This is a genomic window from Pseudomonas sp. P105 (assembly GCF_032614175.1).
GTDB lineage: Bacteria > Pseudomonadota > Gammaproteobacteria > Pseudomonadales > Pseudomonadaceae > Aquipseudomonas > Aquipseudomonas rhizophila.
In genome coordinates this window covers 4,395,412-4,409,427 of sequence record NZ_CP126693.1, presented here as the reverse complement: position 1 = coordinate 4,409,427, position 14,016 = coordinate 4,395,412, and the positions used below count along the sequence as shown (strand labels likewise).

Annotated in this window: 12 protein-coding genes; 5 read left to right on the top strand and 7 right to left on the bottom strand. The window is 62.2% G+C overall.

Features of this window, described 5'->3' with window-relative positions:
• Positions 1-97: 97 nt before the first annotated feature.
• The 3 genes from QOM08_RS19655 to QOM08_RS19645 are packed head-to-tail and all read right to left on the bottom strand — an operon-like array spanning position 98 to position 3,158.
• The gene (locus tag QOM08_RS19655; RefSeq protein ID WP_047228274.1) at positions 98-1,084 is read right to left on the bottom strand and encodes an alpha-L-glutamate ligase-like protein; all 987 of its coding nucleotides are present in this window, start codon (positions 1,082-1,084) and stop codon (positions 98-100) included.
• Positions 1,084-2,616 carry an inactive transglutaminase family protein gene (locus QOM08_RS19650; RefSeq protein ID WP_047228275.1) on the bottom strand — a complete coding sequence of 511 codons (1,533 nt, stop codon included), beginning with the start codon at positions 2,614-2,616 and terminating at the stop codon, positions 1,084-1,086. Before QOM08_RS19650 ends, QOM08_RS19655 begins: the two co-directional genes overlap by 1 nt.
• A gap of 5 nt (positions 2,617-2,621) precedes the next feature.
• The gene (locus tag QOM08_RS19645; RefSeq protein WP_047228276.1) at positions 2,622-3,158 is read right to left on the bottom strand and encodes an ATP-dependent zinc protease; all 537 of its coding nucleotides are present in this window, start codon (positions 3,156-3,158) and stop codon (positions 2,622-2,624) included.
• A 284-nt stretch (positions 3,159-3,442) separates the two neighbouring features.
• Here QOM08_RS19645 and QOM08_RS19640 point away from each other — a divergent pair, with 284 nt between their 5' ends.
• The 5 genes from QOM08_RS19640 (at position 3,443) to prpF (ending at position 10,233) form a co-directional block, all read left to right on the top strand.
• The gene (locus QOM08_RS19640; RefSeq protein WP_139049499.1) at positions 3,443-4,156 is read left to right on the top strand and encodes a GntR family transcriptional regulator; all 714 of its coding nucleotides are present in this window, start codon (positions 3,443-3,445) and stop codon (positions 4,154-4,156) included.
• Positions 4,153-5,037: a methylisocitrate lyase gene (prpB, locus tag QOM08_RS19635; RefSeq protein WP_047228278.1), complete on the top strand. Its 885-nt coding sequence runs from the start codon at positions 4,153-4,155 to the stop codon at positions 5,035-5,037. Before QOM08_RS19640 ends, prpB begins: the two co-directional genes overlap by 4 nt.
• Positions 5,038-5,080: 43 nt before the next feature.
• Positions 5,081-6,208, top strand: a complete 1,128-nt coding sequence (gene prpC / locus QOM08_RS19630; RefSeq protein ID WP_274090943.1) for a 2-methylcitrate synthase — start codon at positions 5,081-5,083, stop codon at positions 6,206-6,208.
• 196 nt (positions 6,209-6,404) lie between these two features.
• The gene (gene acnD / locus QOM08_RS19625; protein WP_107322048.1) at positions 6,405-8,996 is read left to right on the top strand and encodes a Fe/S-dependent 2-methylisocitrate dehydratase AcnD; all 2,592 of its coding nucleotides are present in this window, start codon (positions 6,405-6,407) and stop codon (positions 8,994-8,996) included.
• A 43-nt stretch (positions 8,997-9,039) separates the two neighbouring features.
• Complete coding sequence (gene prpF, locus QOM08_RS19620; RefSeq protein WP_076383863.1) at positions 9,040-10,233, top strand: 2-methylaconitate cis-trans isomerase PrpF; 1,194 nt, start codon at positions 9,040-9,042, stop codon at positions 10,231-10,233.
• A gap of 305 nt (positions 10,234-10,538) precedes the next feature.
• On the opposite strand, the gene QOM08_RS19615 is transcribed toward prpF, so the two are convergent.
• Genes QOM08_RS19615 through QOM08_RS19600 form a run of 4 tightly spaced genes read right to left on the bottom strand, consistent with a single transcriptional unit; the run spans position 10,539 to position 14,013 of the window.
• Positions 10,539-11,438: a metal ABC transporter solute-binding protein, Zn/Mn family gene (locus tag QOM08_RS19615; protein WP_173406719.1), complete on the bottom strand. Its 900-nt coding sequence runs from the start codon at positions 11,436-11,438 to the stop codon at positions 10,539-10,541.
• Positions 11,439-12,338, bottom strand: coding sequence for a metal ABC transporter permease (locus QOM08_RS19610; RefSeq protein ID WP_047228283.1), 900 nt, complete (start codon positions 12,336-12,338; stop codon positions 11,439-11,441).
• Complete coding sequence (locus tag QOM08_RS19605) at positions 12,338-13,090, bottom strand: metal ABC transporter ATP-binding protein (RefSeq protein WP_316912025.1); 753 nt, start codon at positions 13,088-13,090, stop codon at positions 12,338-12,340. The genes QOM08_RS19610 and QOM08_RS19605 overlap by 1 nt, the downstream gene beginning before the upstream one ends.
• Positions 13,087-14,013 carry a metal ABC transporter substrate-binding protein gene (locus tag QOM08_RS19600; protein ID WP_047228285.1) on the bottom strand — a complete coding sequence of 309 codons (927 nt, stop codon included), beginning with the start codon at positions 14,011-14,013 and terminating at the stop codon, positions 13,087-13,089. The genes QOM08_RS19605 and QOM08_RS19600 overlap by 4 nt, the downstream gene beginning before the upstream one ends.
• Positions 14,014-14,016: the final 3 nt, after the last annotated feature.

Sequence of the window (14,016 nt, the reverse complement as noted above, 5' to 3'; positions counted from 1 at the left end):
ACCACCCCGGTGTATCAGGCTGACTGCATCTGCCTGTTTGGGGCTGCTTCGCAACCCAGCGGGGATAAATCCCCTCGCCACAGGGGTGTTTCAGCCCTCAACCCTCAACCGGCGGAATATGCCCAAACAACTCCTGGGCAAACGCCACGCGCTCCTCGACGGTTTCAACCACGCCACGGGCCTTGAGTTCTTCCAGGCGGGCTTCCACCGCGTGGGTGCGCAGAGTCAGGCCGCAGTCGTTGGCGATCTGGATGTTCAGACCCGGTCGGGCGTTGAGCTCCAGGATCAACGGACCTTTTTCCTGGTCCAGCACCATGTCCACGCCGATGTAGCCCAGCCCGCACAGTTCATAGCAACCGGCGGCCAGTTTCATGAAGCCGTCCCAGTAGGGCAGTTGCACGCCGTCCACCGCGTTGGTGGTGTCAGGGTGTTTGGTGATGATGTTGTTCAGCCAGGTACCGCGCAGGGTCAGGCCGGTGGCAAGGTCGACACCCACGCCGATGGCGCCCTGGTGCAGGTTGGCCTTGCCGCCGGACTGGCGGGTTGGCAAGCGCAGCATGGCCATCACCGGATAGCCCATCAGTACGATGATGCGAATGTCCGGCACGCCTTCATAGCTGATGCTCTTGAAGATCTGGTCCGGGGTCACGCGATATTCGATCAGCGCCCGGTCCCGGTGCCCACCCAAGGAGTAGAGACCGGTAAGGATGCTGGACACATGGTGTTCGATTTCTTCATGGCTGATGATCTTGCCGGACACCGTGCGATAGCGGCCCTCGAAGCGGTCGGCAATGACGATGATGCCGTCGCCACCCGCGCCCTGGGCCGGCTTGATCACGAAGTCGGTGCGCCCGCCGATGATCTCGTCGAGCTTGTCGATTTCCTTCTCGGTGGAGATCACCCCATACAGCTCCGGCACATGGATGCCGGCAGCGATGGCCCGTTCCTTGGTGATGATCTTGTCATCGACGATCGGGTACAGGCTGCGCTTGTTGTATTTGAGCACATAGTCGGCGTTACGCCGATTGATGCCCATGATGCCGCGGGCCTCCAGGGCCTTCCAGGTCTTCCACAGGCCGAACATTATGAGTCAGCCTTGACGAAGGCCTTGAACCGTACCAGCTCGGTCAGGCGGTAGCCGCGGTAGCGACCCATGGCCAGCATGAAACCTACCAGAATCAGCAGGATGGCCGGGAAGGTGAACACGAAGTACACCAGCTCCGGCACGCTCATGATCAGGTGCGCCAGGGCGGCGGCGAACAGGGTGCCGATGGCCACCTTCATGGCGTGGCTGGCGCCGCGTTCTTCCCAGGTAATGGACAGGCGTTCGATGGTCATGGTCAGAATCACCATCGGGAACAGCGCGACCGACAGCCCGCGTTCCAGGCCCAGCTTGTGGCTGAACAGGCTGATGGCGGCGATCAGCACCACCACGAACGTCAGCACCACCGAAAGCCTTGGCAGCATTTGCAGCTTGAGATGTTCCAGATAGGAGCGCAGGGACAGGCCCAGCGTCGTGATGACTGTAAACAGGATGATGCCGAAGCCCAGTTGGGTTTCGCGGAAGGCCAGGGCGATCAACACCGGTGTGAACGTGCCCAGGGTCTGCAGGCCGATCAGGTTGCGCAGCACCAGAATCACCAGCACGCCGATCGGGATCATCACCATGATCATGAACGTTTGCTGGGTTTGCAGCGGCAGGCCGTAGAGCGAGTATTCGAGGAAGTTGGCGTCGGTGTTTTCGTCCGTCAGCTTGGCCAGGCGAATGGCGTTCATTTCGCTGTTGTTCATGGTGAAGGTGACGGTGGCTTTTTTGCCGCCATCGACGGTGATCAGGTTTTCATCACCGGTCCACCACAGCAGACGGTCGCTGGGCAGGCCCCGCTCAGCGGTATCCGGGTTGAAATACAGCCAGTCGGTGCCGTTGAAACTGCGCAGCCACAGTTCAGGCGACTGCGGTTGGTCGGCAACCAGGCGGATGGTATGGACCTTCTCCACCGGCACGTGGGCGATAGACAGCACCAGTTCGACGACTCTGGCCTTGCTGGCTATGGACGGATCGCCAGCCAGCAGCAGCTTGACGTTGTCGTCGTTGGGGTTGTTGACCCGTTTGATCGCTTCACTGATGAAGGTCTCGACGTCGGCCGAGTGCTGGCGGATCGGCGCGAGCAGGGCTTCGGCGGCCAGCTTCTCGGGGCCCTCGACGGCGATGCTGTCGCGGAAGGTCGGGCCCTTGATCTTGGATTTTTCCGAGGTATAGCGCTTGGTCAGCACCAGGCGGTAATACAGGGTCTGGTTGCCCTTGGCCCGACGGGCCGACCACGTGACCTTGCGGTTACCGTCCACCCGGTTCACCGCCACACCGTAGTTATTGGAGATGAAGCTCTCGTTGAGGCTGACGTAGTCCATGCTCAGCGGCGGCACGAACATCTGGATCTTCACCGGATCCTTGGCATTGGGGACGAACTCGATCTTGGCGTCGATGTTCCACAAGTCGTCGGTGGCGTCTTCGGTCACCGGAATGCCGAGCACGAAAATCTGATAGGCCGTCACCGACAGGCCCAGCACCACCAGGATGGCGATCAGCATTTTCAAATGGAGGGTAAGAGAGCGCATTGGAATTACTCTGCGGTTTGAGCGGCATTGGCGCAGGCGGGTTTGCCGGCAGCGTATTTGAGACTGGGGTCGACCAGCGCGTCGAAGCGTTTGAGGGCTTCGGAGCCGATCAGTAGCGGGTATTGGAAAGCGCTGCGGTCGGTGAGGTTCACTTCGATGCTGCGCAGGGCCGAGCCCATGCAGATGTCCAGCTCGATGACCGGCCGAGCCGTGTAGTTCTTGCCTTCTTCGGGGTCATAGTCACCGGCGCGGCGTTTGATCTTGCTGACACGGGCCAGCGGACGTTCGATAGGGTGCGAATGCGCCGCGTCGATGGCCAGGTAAAAACGCACCCAGGATTCGCCATCGCGTTTGAAGCGCTTGATGTCCCGGGCGCTGAGCGAAGCGGTTTTGGCCCCGGTGTCCAACTTGGCGGCAACCTCCAGGTCGATGCCCTGCAGGGCGGCGTATTCATTGAGGCCGTACACGGTTTTTTCACCCGCCAGGACAAGCCCCGGCAGGCACGTGAAACAAAGGACAGCAGTTAAGGGCTTGAGTGTCATAAATCCTGATGCACAGTGTTCCGTTCGTCGGTTCAGGCCCTGGCATTGCTGCACAAGCTCCCTGGGTTGCCTTCTCTTAATAGATGCAGAGCGGCAAATTGCGGCGGCATTCTAGCACGGTGGTTTTCTGACGCCACCGCCGCCCGGACGCAACCGCTTATCCGACGCACTTGGTTATGGAGGAGGCCCTTATTAGACAATTGTCGACAATGTCTAATTTTACTTTGACGAAAGCGCAGTGATTGGTTAGTTTTTGCCTTATAGATTTATAAGGTGTCGACAATATGCTCGATCAGCTCGAATCACCGGTCTTGGCCCAAGAGGAATCGGAAACCCTTTCCGAGAACGTCTTCCGGCGTATCCAGGCCGCAATCGTGCGAGGCGATATCGCGCCTGGCAGCAAGATCTCCGAGCCCGAACTGGCACGCACCTACGGCATCAGCCGCGGCCCGCTGCGCGAGGCCATCCATCGCCTGGAAGGCCAGCGCTTGCTGGTGCGGGTGCCTCACGTGGGCGCCAGGGTGGTATCCCTGAGCCACGCCGAGTTGCTGGAACTCTATGAAATCCGCGAGTCCCTGGAAGGCATGGCCTGCCGTCTGGCGGCCGAGCGCATGACCCTGGAAGAAATCGACGAGCTGCGCCGGGTCCTGGAAACCCATGAGCGCGACGCGGCGTTCCAGGCCGGTGTCGGCTATTACCAGCAGGAAGGCGACTTCGATTTCCATTACCGGATCATCCAGGGCAGCGGCAACCGCACCCTGACGCAAATGCTCTGCGGCGAGCTGTATCAGTTGGTGCGCATGTACCGCATCCAGTTTTCCACCACGCCCAACCGTCCGCGCCAGGCCTTTGCCGAGCACCACAGGATTCTCGATGCCATCGCCGACCGTGACGGTGAACTGGCTGAATTATTGATGCGCCGGCACATCGGCGCTTCCAAACGCAACATCGCGCGTCATTTCCAGGACAGCGCCGCCACTGAACGAGGTGAGTCATGAGCAACAGCACTCCAGGCCAGCGTTTTCGCGATGCGGTCGCCAACGAGCATCCGCTGCAAGTGGTGGGCACGATCAACGCCAACCACGCGCTGCTGGCCAAACGCGCCGGTTTCAAGGCGATCTACCTGTCGGGCGGCGGCGTGGCGGCCGGCTCCCTTGGCGTGCCGGACCTGGGCATCACCGGCCTGGATGACGTGCTGACCGATGTGCGCCGTATCACCGACGTCTGCGACCTGCCGTTGCTGGTGGACGTGGATACCGGGTTTGGCTCCTCGGCGTTCAATGTGGCCCGCACGGTCAAGTCGATGATCAAGTTCGGCGCGGCGGCCATTCATATTGAAGACCAGGTCGGCGCCAAGCGTTGCGGCCACCGTCCGAACAAAGAGATCGTCTCGCAACAGGAAATGGTCGACCGCATCAAAGCCGCCGTCGACGCGCGCACCGATGACAGCTTCGTGATCATGGCCCGTACCGACGCCCTGGCCGTGGAGGGCTTGGAATCGGCCCTGGACCGCGCCGCCGCGTGCATCGAGGCCGGTGCCGACATGATCTTTCCGGAAGCCATTACCGAACTTGAGATGTACAAGCTTTTCGCCAGCCGGGTGAAAGCCCCGATCCTGGCCAACATCACTGAATTCGGCGCGACACCGCTATACACCACCGAACAACTGGCGGGCGCCGACGTGTCCCTGGTGCTGTACCCCCTGTCGGCCTTCCGCGCCATGAACAAAGCGGCCGAGAACGTCTATACCGCAATCCGCCGCGACGGTACGCAACAGAACGTCATCGACACCATGCAGACTCGCATGGAGCTTTACGATCGCATTGACTACCACACCTTCGAGCAAAAGCTCGATGCGTTGTTCGCGGCGAAAAAATGAACAGAGCGCAGCCTCTACAAATCTAAAAAAATGGAGACAGCAAATGGCCGAAGCAAAAGTACTCAGTGGCGCCGGGCTCCGTGGCCAGGTGGCCGGGCAAACCGCATTGTCCACCGTAGGCCAGTCAGGTGCCGGCCTGACCTATCGCGGCTACGACGTCCGCGAGCTGGCGGCTGACGCGCAATTTGAAGAAGTGGCTTACCTGCTGCTGTACGGCGAGCTGCCGACCCAGGCGCAACTGGACGCCTACACAGGCAAACTGAGCCAATTGCGGGACTTGCCCCAAGCCTTGAAAGAGGTGTTGGAGCGCATTCCCGCCGACGCCCACCCAATGGACGTGATGCGCACCGGCTGCTCGTTCCTGGGCAACCTGGAACCGGAGCAGAATTTCTCCGAACAACATGACAAGACCGACCGCCTGTTGGCCGCGTTCCCGGCGATCATGTGCTACTGGTATCGCTTCAGCCACGAAGGCCAGCGCATCGAGTGTGTGACCGACGAGACCTCCATCGGCGGCCATTTCCTGCACCTGTTGCATGGCAAGAAGCCGAGCGAGCTGCACGTCAAGGTGATGAACGTCTCGCTGATTCTGTATGCCGAGCACGAGTTCAACGCCTCGACCTTCACGGCGCGGGTGTGTGCCTCGACCCTGTCTGACCTGTTTTCCTGCATCACCGCCGCCATCGGTTCGCTACGCGGCCCGTTGCATGGTGGCGCCAACGAAGCGGCGATGGAAATGATCCAGCGCTTCCAGTCGCCGGAGGAGGCGATCAAGGGCACCCTCGGGATGCTCGAGCGCAAGGACAAGATCATGGGCTTCGGCCACGCGATCTATAAGGACAACGACCCGCGCAACGAGGTGATCAAGGGCTGGTCGAAAAAACTCGCCGACGAGGTGGGTGACACGGTGTTGTTCCCGGTTTCCGAGGCCATCGACAAGACCATGTGGGAGCAGAAAAAACTGTTTCCCAACGCCGATTTCTACCATGCCTCGGCGTACCACTTCATGGGCATCCCGACCAAGCTGTTCACGCCGATCTTCGTTTGCTCGCGCCTGACGGGCTGGGCCGCCCACGTCTACGAACAACGTGCCAACAACCGCATCATCCGACCGAGCGCCGAATACACCGGCGTCGAACAGCGCAAGTTCGTGCCAATCGAACAACGCTGAACTGGAGGGTTTTAGCCGCCGGAACTGATTACCCCGAAACCCTGTGGGAGCGAGCTTGCTCGCGATTGCGTACTGATATTCAACATTAATGTGGACGGATACACCGCTATCGCGAGCAAGCTCGCTCCCACAGTGGCCGGGGGGGCTTTGAGGCTGGCGCCAACCTTCTGAAACCACCGTGACCCGAGTGCTGACGATGAACACAGAATTTCGCAAACCGCTGCCCGGCACTTCGCTGGATTATTTCGACGTTCGCGGGGCCGTGGATGCCATCCGGCCTGGCGCTTACGATGGCCTGCCGTATACCTCCAGGGTGCTGGCGGAAAACCTGGTGCGTCGCTGCGATCCGGCGACGCTGGGCGAGTCGCTGCTGCAACTGATCGAGCGCAAGCGCGATCTGGACTTCCCATGGTTTCCGGCCCGGGTAGTGTGCCATGACATCCTCGGCCAGACCGCCCTGGTAGACCTGGCCGGCCTGCGCGACGCCATTGCCCTGCAGGGCGGCGATCCGGCGCAGGTCAATCCGGTGGTGCCGACCCAACTGATCGTCGACCACTCCCTGGCGGTGGAAAGCGGCGGGTCCGATCCCCAGGCGTTCGCCAAGAACCGCGCCATCGAAGACCGGCGCAACGAAGACCGCTTTCACTTCATCAACTGGACCAAGAAAGCCTTCAAGAACGTCGACGTGATTCCGCCGGGCAACGGGATCATGCACCAGATCAACCTGGAAAAAATGTCACCGGTGATCCAGCAGCGTGACGGCGTGGCGTTCCCCGATACCTGCGTGGGCACTGACAGCCACACCCCCCACGTCGATGCCTTGGGTGTGATCGCCATCGGCGTTGGCGGCCTGGAAGCCGAAAGCGTGATGCTGGGACGTGCCTCATGGATGCGCCTGCCGGAAATCATTGGCGTCGAGCTGACCGGCAAGCTGCAACCGGGCATCACCGCCACCGACATGGTGCTGGCGCTGACCGAATTCCTGCGCAAGCAAAAAGTCGTCGGTGCCTGGCTGGAGTTTTTCGGTGAAGGCGCCAGTGCCCTGACCTTGGGCGACCGCGCGACCATTTCCAACATGGCCCCGGAATATGGCGCCACGGCGGCGATGTTCTACATCGACCAACAGACTATCGATTACCTGAAGCTCACCGGCCGCGAAGACCAGCAAGTTCAACTGGTCGAGACCTACGCCAAGCAGGCAGGCCTATGGGCCGACACGCTCAAGGGCGCGCAATACGAGCGTGGCTTGACCTTTGATCTGTCGTCGGTGGTGCGCAACATGGCTGGTCCCAGCAACCCCCACGCCCGCGTCGCGGTGTCGGATCTGGCCGCCAAAGGTATCTCCGGTCAGTGGGACGATGTGCCCGGGCAAATGCCCGACGGCGCAGTGATCATCGCGGCTATCACCAGTTGCACCAACACCAGCAACCCGCGCAACGTGATCGCCGCCGGCCTGCTGGCGCGCAACGCCAACCGCCTTGGCCTGACCCGCAAGCCATGGGTCAAGTCGTCCCTGGCGCCGGGGTCGAAAACCGTGGCGCTGTACCTGGATGAAGCCGGTCTGACCAAAGAGCTGGAACAATTGGGTTTTGGTGTCGTGGCCTTCGCCTGCACCACCTGCAATGGCATGTCCGGTGCGCTGGACCCACTGATCCAGCAGGAAATCATCGACCGCGACTTGTACGCCACCGCTGTGTTATCGGGCAACCGCAACTTCGATGGGCGCATCCATCCGTACGCCAAACAGGCGTTCCTTGCCTCGCCGCCGCTGGTGGTGGCTTATGCCATCGCCGGGACCATCCGCTTCGACATCGAGAAGGATGTGCTGGGCGTGGTGGACGGTCGCGAGATCCGCCTCAAGGACATCTGGCCGAGCGACGAAGAAATCGATGCGGTGGTCAAGGCCTCGGTGAAGCCGGAGCAGTTCCGTCAGGTGTACATCCCGATGTTCGCCATCCAGGAGGACACCGGGCCAAAAGTGACGCCGCTGTATGACTGGCGCCCGCAAAGCACCTATATCCGTCGCCCGCCGTATTGGGAAGGAGCGCTGGCCGGTGCGCGGCCGCTCAAGGGCATGCGTCCGCTGGCGGTGCTGCCGGACAACATCACCACCGATCACCTGTCGCCGTCCAACGCCATCATGCTCGACAGTGCCGCTGGCGAATACCTGGCGAAAATGGGCCTGCCGGAAGAAGATTTCAACTCTTACGCAACCCATCGGGGCGACCATTTGACCGCCCAGCGTGCGACCTTCGCCAACCCGAAACTGTTCAACGAGATGGTCCAGGAAAACGGCAAGGTCAAGCAGGGTTCGCTGGCCCGGGTCGAGCCGGAAGGCCAGGTCATGCGCATGTGGGAAGCCATCGAAACCTACATGGAGCGCAAGCAGCCGCTGATCATCATCGCCGGTGCCGACTACGGCCAGGGTTCGTCCCGGGACTGGGCGGCCAAGGGCGTGCGCCTGGCCGGTGTCGAGGCGATTGCCGCTGAAGGTTTCGAGCGTATCCACCGCACCAATCTGGTGGGGATGGGGGTGTTGCCGCTGGAGTTCCAGCCGGGCACCGATCGCAAGACCCTGGGCATCGACGGCAGCGAGGTCTATGACGTGATCGGCGAGCGCACCCCGCGTGCGACGCTGACCCTGGTCATCACCCGCAAGAACGGCGAGCGCGTCGAAGTGCCGGTGACCTGCCGTCTCGATACCGCCGAAGAAGTGTCGATCTACGAAGCCGGCGGCGTATTGCAGCGCTTTGCCCAGGATTTCCTGGAATCGGCGGTTGCCGTCTAAATCACAGCTGCGGGCACCCTTGCGGGCCCGCTTGAGGAGCATCATGGCTCACGCACCGCAAATCAGAATCCCCGCCACTTACATGCGCGGTGGCACCAGCAAAGGCGTGTTCTTCAGCTTGCAGGACCTGCCCGAAGCGGCCCGCGTTCCCGGCTCGGTCCGGGATGCTCTGCTGCTGCGGGTGATCGGCAGCCCCGATCCATACGAGAAGCAGATCGATGGGATGGGCGGCGCGACGTCGAGCACCAGCAAGACCGTGATCCTGTCCAAGAGCACCCGAGCCGATCACGATGTCGATTACCTGTTCGGCCAAGTGTCCATCGACAAGCCGTTCGTGGACTGGAGCGGCAACTGCGGCAACCTGTCGGCGGCGGTCGGTTCATTCGCCATCAGCAGTGGTTTGGTGGACGCCAGTCGCATCCCACAAAACGGCGTGGCCGTGGTGCGGATCTGGCAAGCCAATATCAGCAAGACCATCATCGCCCATGTGCCGATCACCGACGGCGCGGTGCAGGAAACCGGTGACTTCGAGCTCGACGGCGTGACCTTTCCGGCGGCTGAAGTGCAACTGGAATTCATGGACCCGGCGGCCGAGGAGGAGGGCGGTGGCGGCTCGATGTTTCCCACCGGCAACCTGGTGGACGACCTTGAGGTGCCTGGTGTTGGTACCTTCAAGGCAACCCTGATCAACGCCGGCATCCCGACGATCTTCATCAATGCCCGGGACGTTGGTTATACCGGCACCGAATTGCAGGGCGCCATCAATGGCGATCCCAAGGCCCTGGCCATGTTCGAAACCATCCGTGCCCACGGCGCCTTGCGCATGGGCCTGATTCAGCATCTGGACGAAGCCGCCCAGCGCCAGCACACGCCGAAGGTGGCGTTTGTCGCACCGCCGGCGGACTACCTCTCCTCCAGCGGTAAAGCCGTGACGACGCGGGACGTCGACTTGCTGGTGCGAGCACTGTCCATGGGCAAACTGCACCACGCGATGATGGGCACCGCGGCGGTCGCCATCGGCACGGCGGCGGCGATCAGCGGCACGCTGGTGAACCTGGCGGCCGGCGGCATCGACCGCACCGCTGTGCGCTTCGGCCATCCCTCCGGCACCCTGCGCGTCGGCGCTGAGGCCAGCCAGGTCAATGGCGAATGGACCGTGAAAAAAGCCATCATGAGCCGCAGCGCGCGGGTATTGATGGAAGGGTTTGTGCGGGTACCGGGGGATGTTCTGAACTGACACTTGACCCAGGCAAACCCGTGGTGAACGCGGCGTCTGCGAGCATCCGCGATCAAAACTGTGGGAGCGAGCCTGCTCGCGATAGCGATGGTACAGCCCGCAAAGAGGTTGGATGTGCCGGCCTCATCGCGAGCAGGCTCGCTCCCACAGTGGATTTGTGGTGAGCACAGAATCTGCGAACATCCGCGATTGAACCTGTGGGAGCGAGCCTGCTCGCGATGAGGCCGGCACAGTCAGCATTGATGTCGCCTGATACACCGCTATCGCGAGCAAGCCCGCTCCCACAGGGGCGCGCATTCCTGCAGTCAGCCCCCTGTCAACGCCGTGACGACCAGGTTCACATTGCTCTCCAGCTCCGCCACCGGGTCGGCGGCGTCGGTGCTCAGGACCAGTAACTGACTGCCGCCCTCAGTGATGGCCGCTTTCACGGCATCCGCGGGCTGACGATGATGCAGCACCCGCTTCACGTCGTTGTCTTTCAACGTGGCGGTCAATTGCTTGAGGGCTTCGGGTGTCCATTCGGCGTCGGGCCGGGCATCGGTGCTGATCCCGTCCAGATTCAAACCGCTGATCAAGTAGCCGAAATGCTCGCTCAGGCTGACAACGCTCAGGTTGTCGGCACTGGCCAGGCGCTTTTCACTCTCGGCGCTGAGCTTGAGCAGGCGCTGCTTGAGCGCCGCCAGGTTGGCGTCGATCTTCGGTTTGGCCGTCGGTGCCAGGCGCACCAGGTCGGCGGCGATGACATCGGCCATCCGTCCCAGATTATGGCTGGCCATCCACGGTTGGCTCGCCAGGCCATCGGCCGATCCCGATTGCACGGCGATACCGGGCAGGGCGCCGTCCACCGGGCGGGCGGCATCGACTTCGACGATGCGGATGTTGCTGCGGCGGGCCATGGGGTACAGCGGATCATCCGGCCACAACGAACGCAGCCCGATCACCGCGTCGGCATCGCTGGCCAGCTTGCTCAGGGCCGGCGCGCCACGGCCGCTGAAGTAGGCATTCTGGCGCGTCCCGGGCAGATTGGCCGGCGCGGCGCGCTCCAGGCTGACATCGGTGCCCTTGAGCAACGCTTCACCCAAGCCGTAGGTGACCGGCAACGAAGCAAGCAGGCGCACCGGTGTGCCTTCGGCGGCGAAAGAAGGGCTGTTTACCAGACCGCACAAGGCTACGGCCAATGCCAGTTGTCGCAATGAAAAAACCATTTATCCAAGATTCCCTTTGAGGCTGGGGACAACACCCCGGGCAATGGCGGCCAGGGCAAATGCGATGCCGGCCACCAGAATGATCGCGGCACCGGACGGGATCGGCAGGTCGAAGACAATCGGTGCGAGAATCCCGCACAGGGTGCTGACGGTTGCGATCAGCACGGAGCACCAGAAAAAACCTTTCAACGACTGGCTGAGCAGACGCGCCGCAGCCGCCGGAATCACCAGCAAGGCCCCCACCAGAATTGCGCCGATGACCTTTACCGCCGCCACGGTGATCAGCGTCACCAACACCACGAACAGGTAATCCAGCGTCTTGACCGCCACCCCGCGCACCGCCGCCAGTTGCGGATTGAAACTGGCGAGCATGATGCGGTTGTACAGCGGCAACGCCAAAGCCATCACCAGTGAACCGACCACCGCCAGCACCAGCAGGTCATTGCCATTGACCGTCAGCACCGAGCCGAACAGCACGTTTTCCAGAATGTGCACGTTGATCTTGCCCGCCAGGATCAGCAGCAGGCTGGCGCCCAGGGCCAGGGACACCGAGAGGAAAACGCCGATCAGCGTGTCCGGTGCCAGGCCGGTGCGGTTGCGCAGGTAATTGAGCAGGATGCCGAACAGCAGGCAATAGCCGAACAGGCTGCCGTAGGGCCCGGTGTAGGGTTCGCCGAGCAGGATGCCGACCGCCACGCCGGTCAGCGCCGCGTGGCCCACGGCTTCAGAGAAAAACGCGAAGCGCTTGACCACCACCAGGGTGCCGAGGCCACCCAGCACCGGGCCGATCAGCAGCCCGGCCAGCAACGCATTGACCACAAACCCGTAAGCCAGCGCTTCGGGCAGATAGCCGGACGACGCCCAACCCTGGACCATCAAACGAAAGGCTTCGTAACTCATCAGGCGGCGCTCCCGTTCGGGCGTGGATGGGTGGAAAACAGCGTCAGCAAGCGCTCCGGCGTCAGGGTCTGGCGCGGCGGGCCATCGAACAGCACGCGGCGGTTCAGGCCGGTGACGCGGTCAGCCAGGCGCCCGACGGCTTCCAGGTCATGTTCGATCCACAGCACCGTGATGCCGGCCTGGCGCCAGTCTCGCAGCAGGTGTTCAAACACCTGGATGCCGGCCTCGTCCAGCGCCGACATCGGTTCATCCAGCACCAGCAGTTGCGGCGCAGGAATCAGCCCCTGGGCCAACAACACCCGCTGGCGTTCACCGCCGGACAGCGCGCCCATGCGACGCTTGCGTTTGTCCTGCATGCCGACCCGTTCCAGGGCCTGGCCGATAGCGCCGACGTAATGCTTGCTCAGGCCGAGAAAGGCCGGCCGGCGTTGGCACATCGCTGCCATGAAATCATCCACGGTCATAGGCAGGCCGCGGTCGAATTCCAAGGCTTGGGGCACATAGCCGATGACACCGGGCTCACCCGGCCATTGCAGGCTCAAGCGTCCCTGGTGGGGCATCTGCCCGAGCAAGGTCTTGATCAGCGAACTCTTGCCTCCGCCGTTCGGACCCACCAGCGCATGAATGCTGCCCGGCTGCACCTGGAAGGCCACCGCATCGAGAATCGCGGTGCGGCCCAGGTTCAGGCTGACATCGTCGAACTCGATCAAGGGGCCGACGTGTTGCAAGGTGAGCGTTTCCTGGACCGTCATGCGCCGGACTCCTGAATGGCCCGGACCACGGTGTCGAGGTTGCCGGTCATTTCCTTTTCGTACTTCTCGGCGCTGTAGTCGCCGTAGGAAATGTGCGAGAGCGGGTACAGTTTTACCCCCGACTCCCGCTGGATGGTGTCGACGTAGGTGGACGGAAAGTCCATCTCCGAGAAGATCACTTTCACGTCCAGTTCGCGCAGTTGGTCGATGGTCTTCTTCAACTGGCTCGGGCTTGGCTCGATGCCATGGGCCGGCTCGACCACGGCGGTGACCTCCAGGCCGAATTCGCGCAGAAGGTAATCGTAGGCGGCGTGGACCGTGGCGACCCGCAACTCGGCATTGGGGGCCTGGGTCAGCTTTGCCAGGGCCGCGGCACGCATTTGTCGCAGGCGCTTGCCATAGGCGCGGGCGTTCTGGGTGTATGCCTTGGCGTTGTCCGGATCAAGCTTGCCCAGTTCCCGGGCGATGTTATTGACCTGGGCAATGGAGGCACTGATGGACAGGAAGGTATGCGGGTTCACGACCTTGCCGGCGCCCCGAGCGGCGATCCCGGTGGCAGCCAGCAGCGGTACGTTTTCGTTGGCTTCGATCACGTTCACGTTCGGGGTTTCGCTGGCGGCGATCATCCGGTCGGCGAAATCGTCATGACCCACACCGTTGAGCACGATCACATCGAGCCCACTGATGCGCTTGATGTCCTCGGCACGAGGTTCGTAGGCGTGGGGGTTGAAGCCGGCCGGGATCAGCGGCACCACTTCGGCCTTGTCGCCGACGATGTTGGCCACGTAGCTGTAATAAGGATGCAGGGTGATGCCAATACGCAGGCGCTTGGCCGCTTCGGCGCTGGCCAGTGGGGTGAACAGACAGGCGAGCAGGCCGATCAGCAGGCCCAGCAAAGGGCGGCGTTGAAATGCAATAGACATGGG

What these genes read in the sequence shown, in the direction of transcription:
- QOM08_RS19655 (WP_047228274.1), bottom strand. Translation starts at nt 1,084, where the DNA reads ATGTTCGGCCTGTGGAAGACCTGGAAGGCCCTGGAGGCCCGCGGCATC.
- QOM08_RS19650 (WP_047228275.1), bottom strand. Translation starts at nt 2,616, where the DNA reads ATGCGCTCTCTTACCCTCCATTTGAAAATGCTGATCGCCATCCTGGTG.
- QOM08_RS19645 (WP_047228276.1), bottom strand. Translation starts at nt 3,158, where the DNA reads ATGACACTCAAGCCCTTAACTGCTGTCCTTTGTTTCACGTGCCTGCCG.
- QOM08_RS19640 (WP_139049499.1), top strand. Translation starts at nt 3,443, where the DNA reads ATGCTCGATCAGCTCGAATCACCGGTCTTGGCCCAAGAGGAATCGGAA.
- prpB (WP_047228278.1), top strand. Translation starts at nt 4,153, where the DNA reads ATGAGCAACAGCACTCCAGGCCAGCGTTTTCGCGATGCGGTCGCCAAC.
- prpC (WP_274090943.1), top strand. Translation starts at nt 5,081, where the DNA reads ATGGCCGAAGCAAAAGTACTCAGTGGCGCCGGGCTCCGTGGCCAGGTG.
- acnD (WP_107322048.1), top strand. Translation starts at nt 6,405, where the DNA reads ATGAACACAGAATTTCGCAAACCGCTGCCCGGCACTTCGCTGGATTAT.
- prpF (WP_076383863.1), top strand. Translation starts at nt 9,040, where the DNA reads ATGGCTCACGCACCGCAAATCAGAATCCCCGCCACTTACATGCGCGGT.
- QOM08_RS19615 (WP_173406719.1), bottom strand. Translation starts at nt 11,438, where the DNA reads ATGGTTTTTTCATTGCGACAACTGGCATTGGCCGTAGCCTTGTGCGGT.
- QOM08_RS19610 (WP_047228283.1), bottom strand. Translation starts at nt 12,338, where the DNA reads ATGAGTTACGAAGCCTTTCGTTTGATGGTCCAGGGTTGGGCGTCGTCC.
- QOM08_RS19605 (WP_316912025.1), bottom strand. Translation starts at nt 13,090, where the DNA reads ATGACGGTCCAGGAAACGCTCACCTTGCAACACGTCGGCCCCTTGATC.
- QOM08_RS19600 (WP_047228285.1), bottom strand. Translation starts at nt 14,013, where the DNA reads ATGTCTATTGCATTTCAACGCCGCCCTTTGCTGGGCCTGCTGATCGGC.